Consider the following 14,907-nt stretch of genomic DNA (forward strand, 5'->3'; position numbering starts at 1 on the left):
GTTAGGATAAATGAAAAAAAGAGCATTAATATTAGCGCTGGCAGGGATTATGGCAGCATCACTTACCGGATGTGGATCGTTGAAGGATGATGCGGTGGTCGTAAAAGCAGGAGATGAAGAGATCACGGCAGGTGTTGCAAATTTCTATGCAAGATATACACAGGCTCAGTATGAAACATACTTTGCGAGTTATTTCGGCGGAGATGATATGTGGACGAAAAATGCGTCAGACGGCAAGACCTATGAAGAATCGATCAAAGAAACTTTGCTGGATGATCTGAAGAATATGGCACTTCTGGAAAAGCATATGAAGGATTATGACGTAAAGCTTACAAAAGCAGATAAAAAAGCAATCAATGATGCGGCTGAAGAATTTGACAAGGCCAACTCCCAGAAGAAAAAAGACAAGGTATCTGGTTCCGAAGAGAATGTAAAACGTGTCATGACATTGATGGTGATCGAGCAGAAGATGCGTTCGGCAATCGTAGCGGAAGCAAATGTGAATGTAACAGATGAAGAAGCAGTACAGAAGCATATGCAGTATGTGGAGTTTGATTATACTACATCATCAGATTCGTCCGATTCATCAGATACGACTGTATCCGATGATGAGAAGAAGCAGGTAAAGGAAAAAGCTGCGGCATTTGCAGAGGGAGCAAAGACGGCGGAAGATTTTGCATCCTATGCAACCGAACAGGGAACCGAAGCAAAAGATGCAACGTTTGATTCGGATTCTGTAAGTCCGTCTAAAGAAGTTGTAAAAGCAGCAGACAAATTGGGAGAAGGTGAGCTTACGGGTGTGGTTGAAAGTGATACCGCATGCTATGTGGCAAAAGTTACAAGCCTCAATGATGAAGCAGCCACAGAGACCAAGAAACAGTCCCTGCTCACAGAGAAACAGGATAAATACTATAAAAAAGTATTAAAGAAATGGAAGAAAGAGGAAAAAATCACTGTTCACAAAGGAACATGGAATAAGATTGATTTCACGAAATTGAGCGTAAAAGCCAAAGATACAAGTACAACCGGAACAAGCACAGACAGTGCTTCGGGTAACTAAGACGAATAGAGATAAGAAGAATGGGCAGCATCCAACCGGGTGCCGCCCATTAATAATGGTACTGTCTTAATTCATAAAAGCAGATACGATCTCGTTAACGAGCTTTCCGTCTGCCTTGCCTTTTACTTTAGGCATCAGGTTTTTCATGATCTTTCCTTTATCCTTTGCAGTAGGAGCATCCAGTCCCATTTCTGCAAGAACAGAAGCAACAACTTCTTTGATCTCTGCTTCATCCATCATCTTAGGAGCATATTGTTCCAGAACTGCAAGACGCTTATTGCATTCTTCGATGATCTCTGTACGGTCTGCAGGAGTCATATCGAGTGTCTCTTTTGTCTGCTTGATCTCTTTTAAGATAACCTGTGTCTCTTCTTCTGGTGTCAGATCCGCACGTTTGTCGATTGCTTTATTCTTAAGAGCTGCAAGCAGCATGGATAAAGTTTCCTTTGTGTCTTTGTCTTTTGCTTTCATGGCTTTGACCATATCAGCACGTACTTCATCAATTTTACTCATGATTCATTCCTCCTAATATTTTCTTCCAACTATTATACAAAACTATTGAAAAAATATCCAGTCTAATATCAGAATGAATAATTCCATCTTTTTCTCAGCATACTAACCATATGTTAGAAAATATGGAAAAAACAGAAAAAAACAGAAAAAACAGGAGGAAGATAAATGCTATGAAAGCAACAGGAATCGTAAGAAGGATCGATGATCTGGGACGTGTAGTCGTTCCAAAAGAAATCAGAAGAACACTGAGGATCAGGGAAGGCGACCCACTGGAGATATTCACGGACAAGGAAGGAGAGATTATTCTGAAGAAATATTCTCCGATCGGAGAATTATCGGCATTCGCCAAACAGTATGCAGAAAGTCTGTCGCAGATGCTGGGATGTCTGGCAGGAATCTGTGATATGGATCAGGTGGTCGCAGCGGCAGGAAACGGGAAGAAAGAGCTGCAGGATGAAGATATAACAAGGGAACTCGGAGAGTTTCTGAAGGAAAGAAAGACGCAGAATGCAAAAGCAGGAGAAAAAAGATATGTGCCGGTGGTGAGCAAAACAGAACCTTACAGTCAGGAGGTGATCAGTCCGATCCTGTGTGCGGGGGATGTGATCGGGGCGGTACTCCTGCTGAACATGGATCAGAAAGACCTGTTTGAAGAAAGAGAAATCTGCCTTGCGGAATATACAGCGAAGGTTCTGGGAAAACAGATGGAACAATAGAACAATTATGGACAGAACAGAAGCATAAATGAGAGTCTCTCTTCATAATCTGTGATAGATGAGGAGGGAGCAGATGAGAAAAAAAGAACAAAATGAAGTATGGATCATGTGGATGGTGAAAGCTCTTCTTGCGGCATATGTAGTGACAGGTATTCTTCTGATAATACTGGCGCTGGCTCTTTATAAATTCGAATTAAATGAAGGCGCGGTGACGGCAGGAGTGACGGCAGTCTATCTGATCTCGACATTTACCGGCGGACTTGTGGTGGGAAAACTTGCAAAAGTCAGGCGGTTCCTGTGGGGAATTGTTCTGGGAATATTGTATTTTGCGTTACTTTTGCTTGTCACAGTCGGAATCTACCGTACATTTCATGGAAGCAGTACAGAGATATTGGTGACATTTGCGTTGTGTGCGGGAGGCGGCATGGCCGGCGGAATGATATCCTAAGAAAAGGATTGCGAAACCTATATTGAAATGTTATAATAATATAAGTTAAGCAATAGTAAGGAGGGACATGAACATGAAACATGTAAAATCATTGAATAAACCTATGAACAGCAACCTGAAAAAAAGTGGCTGTGGCGAATGTCAGACATCATGCCAGTCAGCATGTAAGACATCCTGCACAGTAGGAAATCAGACTTGCGAACAGAACAAATAATTTAAAATCATATGGATACTCGGGACAGCGGTCTTTAGGGTCGCTGTTTCTTGCTGTTCATGGAATTATCTGACAGCATGAGATTTCAGACAATCAGAGAAATAACAGGAATTTTCCGATATAGAATATGAAAAACAAGAAAGGGGTACCAGATATGATTCATCAGTACCGTAATAATGGATACAATATCGTTATGGATGTGTACAGCGGCTCTGTACATGTGGTAGATGATGTCTGTTATGATGTAATCGCAAAATTGAACGGATCAGAGACAGAACCAACTGCCGGAACATTAAAAGAAACAGGTGTAAAAGATCAGCTTCTGCAGTCACTTGGAAATAAATACGAAGCGTCAGATATCGAAGATGCATTGTCAGATGTGATCGAGCTGACAGAAGGCGGACAGTTATTTGTAAAAGATACATACGAATGCATGATTGAAGAGGTGAAGAAGAGGAAAACGGTCGTAAAAGCATTGTGCCTGCACATTGCACATGACTGTAACCTTGCCTGTAAATATTGCTTCGCAGAAGAGGGAGAGTACCACGGAAGACGTGCACTTATGAGTTTTGAAGTGGGTAAGAAGGCACTGGATTTCCTGATCGCAAATTCCGGAAACCGCCGCAACCTGGAAGTTGACTTCTTCGGAGGGGAACCTCTGATGAACTGGCAGGTTGTAAAAGATCTGGTGGCTTACGGAAGAGAACAGGAGAAGATCCACAACAAGCATTTCCGTTTTACCGTTACGACCAACGGTGTCCTTTTAAATGATGAGATCCAGGAATTTGTAAATAAAGAGATGGACAATGTTGTATTAAGTCTGGATGGAAGAAAGGAAATCAATGACCAGATGCGTCCGTTCCGTAACGGAACGGGAAGCTATGATTTGATCGTTCCGAAATTCCAGAAGCTTGCAGAAAGCAGAAATCAGGAAAAATATTATATCCGTGGAACATTTACAAGAAACAATCTGGACTTTTCCAATGATATTATGCATTTTGCAGATCTTGGATTCAAACAGATGTCGATCGAGCCGGTCGTTGGAGATGAAAGTGATCCGTATGCGATCAGGGAGGAAGATCTTCCTAAGATCATGGAGGAATATGACAAACTTGCGAAGATGATGATCGAACGCGAGAAAGAGGGAAAAGGCTTCAATTTCTTCCATTTTATGATAGATTTAAACGGTGGTCCGTGTGTGGCAAAACGTTTATCCGGATGTGGTTCCGGAACAGAGTATCTGGCTGTTACACCATGGGGCGACCTCTATCCATGCCATCAGTTCGTCGGACAGGAAGAGTTTCTGATGGGTAATGTGGACGATGGAATCGTGAAGCCGGAGATCGCGGACGATTTCAGAAGCTGTAATGTGTATTCGAAAGATAAATGCAGAAACTGTTTTGCAAAATTCTATTGCAGTGGTGGATGTATGGCAAACTCTTACAATTTCCACGGTACGATCCATGATACCTATGAGATCGGCTGTGAGATGCAAAGGAAGCGTGTAGAGTGTGCGATCATGATGAAGGCTGCACTTGCAGAAGAATAAATAATTCGAGAGGATGTGTAGGAGAACGATGAAAAAGTCAAAAAGCATACTGAGTCTGCTTCTGACTGTAATTCTCATCGTCGGTCTTGGTTTTACTGTTATCACAGGAATTGGAAAATCTAAGACCGGTGCGATGAAGAACATCAAACTTGGTCTGGATCTTGCCGGTGGTGTCAGCATCACTTATCAGGTAAAAGATAAGAATCCGACCAAAGAAGAGATGAGTGATACAATCTATAAGCTGCAAAAGCGAGTAGAGCAGTACAGTACAGAAGCAAGTGTATACCAGGAGGGAGACGACCGAATCAATATCGAGATTCCTGGTGTTACAGATGCCAATAAGATTCTGGATGAACTTGGAAAACCAGGTTCCCTTTCTTTCCAGACGGCAGATGGTGAGACGGTCCTTACAGGAACCGATGTAAAGAGTGCATCTGCAAAGAGTGGTCAGGATGATATGGGGAATAAAGAATACTCCGTAGAACTGAACCTGACAAAATTAGGAACAAAGAAATTTGCTACAGCAACACAGAACAATATCGGAAAACAGATTGCGATCATTTATGACGGTGAGACCATCTCCAGTCCGGTTGTCCAGTCTGCGATCACAGGCGGACAGGCTTATATTACTGGAGACTTCACATACGAAGAAGCTGATAATCTGGCATCAACGATCCGTATCGGTGGACTGAAACTGGAACTGGAAGAATTACGTTCGAATGTAGTCGGAGCACAACTTGGAGAACAGGCACTTAGCACAAGTCTGAAGGCGGGAGTGATCGGTCTGATCCTGGTATTCCTGTTTATGATTCTGGTATACAGGCTTCCGGGACTGGCATCCAGTCTTGCACTGCTGATCTATACAGAGATTGTACTGGTGATCCTGAATGCATTTGATGTAACCTTAACCCTTCCGGGTATTGCAGGTATCATTTTAAGTATTGGTATGGCGGTGGATGCGAACGTTATTATCTTTGCCCGTGTGCGTGAAGAGATGGCGAAAGGAAAAACTGTGAAGTCATCACTCAAGGCAGGATTCCAGAAAGCAATGTCAGCTATCGTTGACGGTAACGTAACAACCCTGATTGCAGCAGCGGTTCTGTGGTTCAAAGGTTCCGGAACAGTAAAAGGATTCGCACAGACACTGGCAATCGGTATTGTGGTATCCATGTTTACCGCACTGGTGATCACACGTATGATCGTATATGCATTCTATGGAATCGGAATCCGCAAAGAGAGTCTGTATTATCATCAGATGAAAGAAAGAAAGCCGGTGAATTTCCTCGGAAAGAAGAAGATATTCTTCAGCGTTTCCATTGCACTGATCCTTGCAGGATTTGTGATCATGGGAGTCAATTCGGCAAAGGGAAATGGAGCACTGGCATACAGTCTGGATTTCCAGGGCGGAACTTCTATGAATGTGAAATTTGACAAAGATTATTCTATCGATGAGATCGATGAAGAGATTGTTCCTGTAGTAGAAAAGATTACAGGAGACCACAACATTCAGACACAGAAGGTGTCCGGAACCAAACAGGTCATTATTAAAACAAAGACATTAAGTCTTGCGAAACGTGAGCAGGTCAACAAAGCACTGAAAACTACATTCGGAGTGAAAGAATCCGATATCACAGCTGAAAATATAAGTTCTACGATCAGTGGTGAGATGCGTCGTGATGCAGTAATTGCCGTGATCGTGGCAACAATCTTTATGCTGCTTTACATCTGGTTCCGTTTCAAAGATGTACGTTTTGCTACAAGTGCGGTTGCGGCACTGTTACATGACGTTCTGGTGGTACTTGCATTCTATGCGGCATCCAGAATCTCAGTGGGAACAACATTTATTGCATGTATGCTGACGATTGTCGGTTATTCCATCAATGCAACGATTGTAATCTTTGACAGAATCCGTGAGGAACTTCCACTGATGAAGAGAAACGATGATCTGGCTGAAGTGGTAAATAAGTGTATAACACAGACGTTGACAAGAAGTATTTATACATCGTTGACGACATTTATCATGGTATTTGTTCTGTTTATTATGGGTGTAAGTTCTATTCGTGAATTTGCAGCACCGCTTATGGCAGGTATCATCTGCGGAGGATATTCTTCCGTATGTATCACAGGAGCCCTGTGGTATGTTATGAAAACAAAAGTCTCTAAAAAAGCAACAAACAAAAAGAAAAAATAAATCAGAAAATGATTTGAAAAGCAGTTATGCCTGTTGACAGGGTATAACTGCTTTTTTAAAATTAAAAAGTAATTGTACTTAGACTGAAGAGACAAAGGAGCGACAACAATGGAACGATGGGTTCTGCTGCGGAAAGGCGCAGATTTTGAGGCAATAGGGAAAAAATACCAGATCAGCCCGCGGCTGGCATGTCTGATCCGGAACAGGGATGTGATCGGGGAAGAAGCGGTTGACCGCTATCTGAATGGAACAATCAGTGATCTGTATGATGGAATGCTGATGAAAGATATGGATAAAGCAATCGATATTCTGCAAGAGAAGATCCTGGAAGATAAGAAAATCCGGGTGATCGGAGATTATGATATAGACGGAGTGAATGCAACTTACATTCTGCTGGAAGGACTGGAACGTCTCGGTGCGGATGTGGACAGTGATATACCAGACCGTATCAGTGACGGATATGGACTGAACAGGCATCTGGTCGAAAGAGCTTATGAAGCCGGTGTAGATACGCTCATTACCTGTGATAATGGGATCGCGGCAGCAGATGAAATCGCGTATGGAAAAGAAATGGGGATGACAGTGATCGTAACAGATCACCATGAGGTCCCGTTTGATGAACAGGATGGAGAAAAACGATACAGAATTCCGCCGGCAGATGCGGTTATGGATCCTAAGCAGCCGGATTGTCTCTATCCATTTAAAGGACTCTGCGGTGCTGCGGTTGCATACAAGCTGATGGAGGCATTGTGGGAGAGTATGGGAAAGGATTCGGCGGATCTGGATGATCTGATCGAAAATGTTGCGATCGCTACGATCGGAGACGTGATGGATCTGGAAGATGAGAACCGTATTTTTGTCAAAGAAGGTCTTCAGATGCTGAGACGCACAAAGAATCCGGGATTGAAAGCTTTGATCGAGTGTACAGGGATTGACAAGAACAGCCTGAATTCTTATCATATCGGTTTTGTACTCGGGCCATGTATCAATGCCAGCGGAAGATTGGATACAGCAAAACGTGCGCTGGAATTACTGAGAGCAGGAACGCAGAAGGAGGCAGATATCCTTGCAGGAGACTTGAAAGCGTTGAATGACAGCAGGAAGGATATGACGGAAGAGGCTGTAAAACAGGCAGAAGAGCAGGTGGAGACAACAACCATTTCCAAGGACAAGGTGTTGGTCGTTTATCTTCCGGATTGTCATGAAAGTCTGGCAGGTATCGTCGCCGGAAGGATAAGAGAGAACTATTATAAACCGGTGTTTGTACTGACGGATGCAGAAGAAGGAGTGAAAGGATCCGGCAGGTCGATCGACGGATACCACATGTATGAAGAACTGAATAAATGCAAAGAATTGCTGACGAAGTTTGGCGGACACCGGCTGGCAGCCGGATTGTCACTTCCGAAAGAGAATGTCGGGAAATTTCGTGAGATGTTGAATAAAAACTGTACGCTGACCGAAGAAGAGATGAAAGAAAAAGTAACTATCGATATGGAGATGCCGTTCGGATGTGTGACGGAAGGATTGGTGAAAGAACTGGAACTTCTGGAACCATTTGGAAAAGGAAATACAAAACCGGTATTTGCAGCACGCGATGTCACATTACTTGGTGCAAGAATTCTTGGGAAGAATAGAAATGTACTGAAATTACAGGTGCAGGATGTGAATGGATGCAGGATCGAAGCAATGCTGTTCCATCATGCAGATGATTTTCTGAGCAAACTGGAAGAACAGTATGGAAAGACAGAAGTGGATGCACTCTTAAAAGGCCGTGGCAGACAGATCCGGATTTCGATGACATATTATCCGGATATTAATGAATATATGGGGAAAAAGACACCACAGATTGTGGTGACGCATTACCGTTAAACCATAGATTGAAAATTAGAAAAAGTAATGCTATACTTAAAGTTATATTTTAGACAGAAATGGAGAGAGTATCATGAAAGCGATAGAAGAGTATGTAAGAAGCATTCCGGATTTTCCGGAACCGGGAATTATATTCAGAGATGTAACAAGCATTCTTCAGGATGCGGAGGGGTTACATCTGGCAATAGATCTGATGCAGGAAAAATTAAAAGACGTAGAGTTTGATGTGGTTGTAGGACCGGAATCCAGAGGATTTATTTTTGGAGTTCCGATTGCATATAACCTGCATAAGCCATTTATCCCGATCAGAAAAAAAGGAAAGCTCCCTTGCGAGACTGTTTCTGTTGAATATGAACTGGAATATGGTACTGCTACGATCGAGATGCATAAAGATGCGATCAAACCGGGACAAAGAGTGGTTATCATTGACGACCTGATCGCAACAGGCGGAACCAATGAAGCAATGGTAAAACTGATCGAAGGACTTGGCGGAAAAGTGGTAAAGACGGTATTTCTTATGGAACTTGCGGGATTAAAGGGAAGAGAGCGATTAGAAGGATATGATGTGGATGCCGTGATCACATATCCGGGTAAATAATAGAAGCATCAAGGGAAGGAGGCGTTGATATGTCAGACAAGACAACATATGAATCACTGGACAACCGGATTGCACCGGAAGCCCTGACGAAAGACCATACAAAAGGACTTGCGGTCGTAGACGGACATGCGGTGAAATCGCAGGAAGATTATGAAGATCCGGACCGGTTGTATGACATGTTGATTGCCCGTATCCGAAAGTATCATCCGTCCACAGATGTTTCCCTGATTGAGAAAGCTTATAAGCTGGCAGTTGAAGCACATGGAGATCAGCGCAGAAAATCCGGAGAGCCATATATCATCCATCCGTTATGGGTAGCGATCATTCTGGCAGATCTTGAGATGGATAAAGAGACGATCGCTGCAGGAATGCTGCACGATGTGGTTGAAGATACAAAGTTTACGGAAGAAGATATCCGAAAGGAATTCGGAGCAGAAGTAGCACTTTTGGTAGATGGAGTTACCAAGCTGGGAAGACTTTCTTATTCTTCGGATAAACTGGAGGTACAGGCAGAAAATTTAAGAAAGATGTTCCTGGCAATGGCAAAGGACATCCGAGTCATCATCATCAAACTTGCAGACCGTCTGCATAATATGCGTACACTGCAGTTTATGACACCGGCGAAACAGAAAGAAAAAGCAAAAGAGACGATGGACATTTACGCACCGATCGCACAGCGTCTTGGAATTTCCAAGATCAAGACAGAACTGGATGATCTGGCACTTAAGTATTCACAGCCGGAAGTGTTCTATGATCTGGTGAATCAGATCAATGCCAGAAAGACTGAGCGGGAAGAATTTGTAGAGCAGATTGTAGATGAAGTGTCGACACATATGAAGAATGCGGGCATCAAAGCAGAAGTCAACGGGCGTGTCAAACATTTCTTCAGCATTTATAAAAAGATGGTCAATCAGGATAAGACAGTAGATCAGATCTATGATCTGTTCGCAGTCCGTATTATCGTAGAATCTGTAAAGGACTGCTATGCGGCACTCGGTGTGATTCATGAGATGTATACGCCGATCCCGGGACGATTTAAAGATTATATTGCAATGCCAAAACCGAATATGTACCAGTCACTGCATACAACGCTGATGAGTTCGGTCGGACAGCCGTTCGAGATCCAGATCCGTACAGAAGAGATGCATAAGACAGCTGAATATGGTATTGCGGCGCATTGGAAATATAAAGAGTCGAATGACGGTAAGAAGAGTGTTGAAGCACAGGAAGAAGAGAAGTTAAGCTGGCTGCGCCAGATCCTGGAATGGCAGAGAGACATGTCGGATAACCGGGAATTCCTGAATCTGATCAAAGGTGACCTTGATCTGTTTGCAGAAGATGTGTATTGCTTTACACCGCAGGGAGATGTCAAGAACTTGCCGAATGGTTCGACGCCGATTGACTTTGCTTATGCGATCCATAGTGCAGTTGGAAATAAGATGGTTGGAGCCAGAGTGAACGGAAAACTGGTCAATATCGATTATAAAATTCAGAACGGGGATCGAATTGAGATCCTGACTTCACAGAATTCCAAGGGGCCAAGCAGGGACTGGCTGAATATTGTAAAAAGTACACAGGCAAAGAACAAGATCAACCAGTGGTTTAAAAAAGAATTCAAAGAAAGTAATATCATCCGTGGAAAGGATATGATCGCTACATACTGCAAGGCAAAGAGTATCAATCTTACAAATATTATTCAGCCGAAGTACCAGGAGATCGTGCAGAAAAAATATGGATTCAAAGACTGGGAATCTGTGCTGGCGGCAATCGGTCACGGAGGATTAAAAGAAGGACAGGTAGTAAACCGGCTTGCAGAAGAGTATGGAAAAGATCACAGACAGGCAATTACGGATGAAGTTGTTCTGGAGAGAGTGGCTGAGGCTGCAAAAAATAAGGTGCATATTGCCAAGTCCAAGAGCGGTATTGTAGTCAAGGGAATTGATGATATGGCGGTCCGTTTTTCCAGATGCTGTAATCCGGTACCGGGAGATGAGATTATCGGATTCGTTACCCGTGGAAGAGGTCTGTCCATTCACCGTACAGACTGTATCAATATGATACATCTGTCCGAAGCGGAACGCGCAAGACTGATTCCGGCAGAGTGGGAGACGGAAGTGACAGAAAAATCAGGAGGTCAGTATCTTGCCGAGATCAAGATGTATGCCAATGACCAGCAGGGGCTTCTGATGGAGATTTCCAGAATTTTCACAGAAGAGAATGTGGATGTCAAATCTATGAATGTCCGTACCAGTAAGAAGGGAACAGCAACAATTGAGATGGGATTCATCGTTCACGGCCGTGAAGAACTGGAGCGTATCGTGAAGAAATTGCAGCAGCTTTCCGGAATCATTGATATAGAAAGGGCAACAGGCTAAAAGTATGAAGATAAAGAAATACGTAGTTGGAATGATTGGTACGAATTGCTATCTGGTAATCAACGAAGAGACAAAAGAGACGGTCATGGTTGACCCGGGAGCTTATCCGGCGAAGGTAAAGAATGCGGTAAAGGAGCAGGGACTGAAACTGAAAGCGGTGCTTTTGACACATGCACATTTTGATCATATTATGGGACTTTCTGATGTGATGGAAGACGTAAAAGTTCCGGTATATGTAGAAGAAGCGGACCTTCCGATGATGACGGACGGTGAAAGTAATCTGTCTTCTGCATATGTGCGTGGAGGATACCGGTTTGAGGAGGCGGTTCCGGTCAGTGATGGGCAACAGCTGGAAATTGCAGGTTTTCAGTTCCGTGTGATCCATACACCGGGACATACACCGGGTGGATGCTGTTATTATATGGAACAGGAAGGTGTTCTCTTTAGCGGTGATACATTATTCCAGACATCGGTTGGCCGTTCAGACTTCCCGGGTGGAAGTGCATCGGCATTGGTTCGTTCTGTAAAGGAGAAACTGTTGGTATTGCCGGAAGAGACACATGTATATCCGGGGCATATGGAAGAAACGACGATCGGTTATGAAAAACTCCATAATCCATTTATATAATGAATGTTGGCAAAAGACAGTGATAAAAAACAGAATGGAGAATTAAAATGATTCAGATTATATGTAAAAGCGAGTCTTATACTTATAATGCGTATCATATATTAAAGGCTTTTTATCCGTCGCAGGAAGTATCCTGCAAGACGGATGAAGAAGCCTCTAATTATGTAACGGTACAATTACCGGATGGTCAGGAAATTTTTGCAGAAACGGAGAATCTGCAAACGGAGAAAAAGCGGCAGACAGACCTGAATCTGTATGACCAACTGGAGAAGATCACCGGAGAACCACTTGCGTGGGGAGTGCTTACAGGCGTACGTCCGACCAAGCTTGCTATGCAGAAGCTGGAAGCCGGCTGGAAAAAAGAAGATTATATCAGATGGGCATGGGAAAGCGCAAGAGTAAGAAAAGAAAAGGCAGTGCTTGCATGGGAGATTGCCGAGAGGGAGCGGAAGATTCTGGAAGAACTGGATTATGAAGAAGGGTACAGCTTGTATGTAGGAATCCCGTTCTGTCCGTCGGTCTGTTCTTATTGTTCTTTCAGTTCCGGACCGCTGGATCGCTGGAAAGAAAAAGTAGATGTATATGTAGATACACTTTGTAAAGAGTTGGAATTTATCGCAGAGCGTTCAAAAAATAAGAAGCTGAATACAATCTACATCGGCGGAGGTACACCGACTACTCTGACGGCAGAGCAGCTGGAACGACTGATGGGATGGATTGATGAGAAATTTTCGAGAGAACATCTGTTGGAGTATACTGTAGAAGCAGGAAGACCAGACAGCATAACAGAAGAAAAATTAAAGGTCATAAAGAGCCACGGCATTACCAGGATTTCCATCAATCCGCAGAGCATGCAGCAGAAGACACTGGATGCGATCGGAAGAAAGCATACCGTAGAAGAGATAAAAGAGGCCTATGCATTGGCCAGAGAGACCGGATTCGATAATATCAATATGGATATTATCGCAGGACTTCCGGGGGAAGATATTTCTGATATGGAAGATACACTGGCTCAGATCGCTCAGATGAAGCCGGACAGTCTGACGGTGCATTCACTGGCAATCAAGAGAGCGGCCAGAATGGAAATGAGAGATTTACACCGGGATGTGAAGGAGACACATGACATCCTTTCCGGCATGATCGAAAAGGCAGCAAAAACAGCAGAAGAGATGGAACTTTTCCCGTATTATCTGTACAGACAGAAGAATATTGCAGGGAATTTTGAAAATGTTGGCTATGCAAAGGTTGACAAAGCCGGAATATACAATATACTTATTATGGAAGAAAAACAATCTATTATTGCCGCAGGCGCAGGTGCGTCGACAAAAATCGTATTAAAGAATCCGATTCCTATGCCGGGCAGTAAAAAGAAGAAAATGACACGTCTGATCCGTCAGGAGAATGTCAAGGCAGTAGATGCCTATATCGACAGGATCGACGAAATGATAGAACGCAAAGGAGAATGGTTATGGCATTAAAGAAAAAACCGGTTACCGGTATGAAAGACATGCTCCCACGTGAGATGGAGATCCGTGATTACCTGATCGGACTTATTAAAGAGACGTATAAGACATACGGATTCTGTTCCATCGAGACACCGTGTGTGGAACATATCGAGAACCTGTGCAGCAAGCAGGGAGGAGACAACGAGAAACTGATCTTCAAGATTTTAAAAAGAGGTGAAAAACTGAAGATCGATACAGCAAAAGAAGAGAATGATCTGGTGGATGGAGGTCTGCGTTACGACCTTACCGTACCGCTTGCCAGATATTATGCGAACCATTCGAATGAGCTTCCGGCACCGTTCAAAGCATTGCAGATCGGGAATGTATGGAGAGCAGACCGTCCGCAGAAAGGACGTTTCAGACAGTTCATGCAGTGCGATATTGATATTCTGGGTGAACCGGGAAATCTTGCAGAGATTGAGCTGATTCTTGCAACCACAGCTATGCTTGGAAAGTTAAGCTTCCAGAACTTTACGGTATGTATCAATGACCGTAACATACTGAAGGCAATGGCTGCATATAGTGGCTTCCGTGAGGAAGACTATGATGAAGTCTTCATTATCCTGGATAAGATGGACAAGATCGGGGCAGAAGGCGTTGCAAAAGAACTGGAAGAGATGGGATATGCAAAGGAAAATGTAGAGACTTATCTTCAGCTGTTTCAGGATGTTGCACCGGATGTGACAGGTATCCGTTTTCTGAAAGAAAAATTAGGAGACTGCTTAAGTGGAGAGACAGCAGATAGTATGGAAATGATCATTTCCAGCGTTGAGACTGCAAAGGAATGCGAATTTAATATCAAATTCGACCCGACACTTGTAAGAGGACAGTCTTACTATACAGGAACTATCTTTGAAGTAACAATGGATGACTTCGGCGGATCAGTAGCCGGAGGCGGACGTTATGATAAGATGATCGGTAAATTTACCGGACAGGATACACCTGCATGTGGATTCTCCATCGGATTCGAGAGAATTGTTATGCTGCTCCTGGAAAATGGATATGAAGTTCCGACTGTAAAAGAGAAGAAAGCATATCTGTTAGAAAAGAAGATGACAAAAGAAGGTCTTTTAAAAGTAATGTCACTTGCAAAGACAGACCGTCAGGCAGGAAAACAGGTTCTGATCGTCAACATGAAAAAGAATAAGAAATTCCAGAAAGAACAGCTGGCAGAAGATGGTTATACAGAAATCGTGGATTGCTATGCAGATTCCGTAGAGAACTTATAATATGTTTTAGAG

General features: G+C 43.3%; 13 protein-coding genes. 12 read left to right on the plus strand and 1 reads right to left on the minus strand.

Going from position 1 to position 14,907, the window contains the following annotated elements:
• The first annotated feature begins 10 nt into the window (after window positions 1–10).
• Window positions 11–1,060: a peptidylprolyl isomerase gene (locus GT508_RS07305; protein ID WP_118309425.1), complete on the plus strand. Its 1,050-nt coding sequence runs from the start codon at window positions 11–13 to the stop codon at window positions 1,058–1,060.
• 66 nt (window positions 1,061–1,126) lie between these two features.
• On the opposite strand, the gene GT508_RS07310 is transcribed toward GT508_RS07305, so the two are convergent.
• On the minus strand, window positions 1,127–1,573 hold the full coding sequence (locus GT508_RS07310; protein WP_028086696.1) for a GatB/YqeY domain-containing protein: 447 nt from the start codon (window positions 1,571–1,573) through the stop codon (window positions 1,127–1,129).
• Window positions 1,574–1,743: 170 nt separating this feature from the next.
• Between GT508_RS07310 and GT508_RS07315 the strand changes: the two genes are divergently transcribed.
• From GT508_RS07315 to hisS, 11 genes are all read left to right on the plus strand, one after another.
• On the plus strand, window positions 1,744–2,289 hold the full coding sequence (locus tag GT508_RS07315) for a stage V sporulation T C-terminal domain-containing protein (protein ID WP_055280965.1): 546 nt from the start codon (window positions 1,744–1,746) through the stop codon (window positions 2,287–2,289).
• A 73-nt stretch (window positions 2,290–2,362) separates the two neighbouring features.
• The gene (locus tag GT508_RS07320) at window positions 2,363–2,737 is read left to right on the plus strand and encodes a TIGR04086 family membrane protein (RefSeq protein WP_028086694.1); all 375 of its coding nucleotides are present in this window, start codon (window positions 2,363–2,365) and stop codon (window positions 2,735–2,737) included.
• A gap of 73 nt (window positions 2,738–2,810) precedes the next feature.
• A complete protein-coding gene (gene scfA / locus GT508_RS07325) occupies window positions 2,811–2,951 on the plus strand; it encodes a six-cysteine ranthipeptide SCIFF (protein WP_044924571.1) in 141 nt (46 codons plus the stop codon).
• A gap of 154 nt (window positions 2,952–3,105) precedes the next feature.
• The gene (gene scfB, locus GT508_RS07330) at window positions 3,106–4,500 is read left to right on the plus strand and encodes a thioether cross-link-forming SCIFF peptide maturase (RefSeq protein WP_117598036.1); all 1,395 of its coding nucleotides are present in this window, start codon (window positions 3,106–3,108) and stop codon (window positions 4,498–4,500) included.
• Between the two features lie 28 nt (window positions 4,501–4,528).
• Window positions 4,529–6,691, plus strand: a complete 2,163-nt coding sequence (secD, locus tag GT508_RS07335) for a protein translocase subunit SecD (RefSeq protein ID WP_161143893.1) — start codon at window positions 4,529–4,531, stop codon at window positions 6,689–6,691.
• 108 nt (window positions 6,692–6,799) lie between these two features.
• On the plus strand, window positions 6,800–8,560 hold the full coding sequence (gene recJ / locus GT508_RS07340) for a single-stranded-DNA-specific exonuclease RecJ (RefSeq protein ID WP_161143894.1): 1,761 nt from the start codon (window positions 6,800–6,802) through the stop codon (window positions 8,558–8,560).
• Between the two features lie 73 nt (window positions 8,561–8,633).
• The gene (locus GT508_RS07345; protein WP_055280971.1) at window positions 8,634–9,158 is read left to right on the plus strand and encodes an adenine phosphoribosyltransferase; all 525 of its coding nucleotides are present in this window, start codon (window positions 8,634–8,636) and stop codon (window positions 9,156–9,158) included.
• Between the two features lie 29 nt (window positions 9,159–9,187).
• Entirely contained in the window at window positions 9,188–11,533 is a 2,346-nt protein-coding gene (locus GT508_RS07350) for a RelA/SpoT family protein (RefSeq protein WP_161143895.1), read from the plus strand.
• Window positions 11,534–11,537: 4 nt separating this feature from the next.
• Entirely contained in the window at window positions 11,538–12,161 is a 624-nt protein-coding gene (locus GT508_RS07355) for an MBL fold metallo-hydrolase (RefSeq protein ID WP_161143896.1), read from the plus strand.
• A gap of 47 nt (window positions 12,162–12,208) precedes the next feature.
• Complete coding sequence (hemZ, locus tag GT508_RS07360) at window positions 12,209–13,639, plus strand: coproporphyrinogen dehydrogenase HemZ (protein ID WP_055280978.1); 1,431 nt, start codon at window positions 12,209–12,211, stop codon at window positions 13,637–13,639.
• Window positions 13,624–14,895, plus strand: coding sequence for a histidine--tRNA ligase (hisS, locus tag GT508_RS07365; RefSeq protein ID WP_161143897.1), 1,272 nt, complete (start codon window positions 13,624–13,626; stop codon window positions 14,893–14,895). Before hemZ ends, hisS begins: the two co-directional genes overlap by 16 nt.
• Window positions 14,896–14,907: the final 12 nt, after the last annotated feature.

Origin of the sequence: Dorea sp. BIOML-A1 (genome assembly GCF_009875615.1) — a bacterium.
Taxonomy (GTDB): domain Bacteria; phylum Bacillota; class Clostridia; order Lachnospirales; family Lachnospiraceae; genus Dorea_A; species Dorea_A amylophila.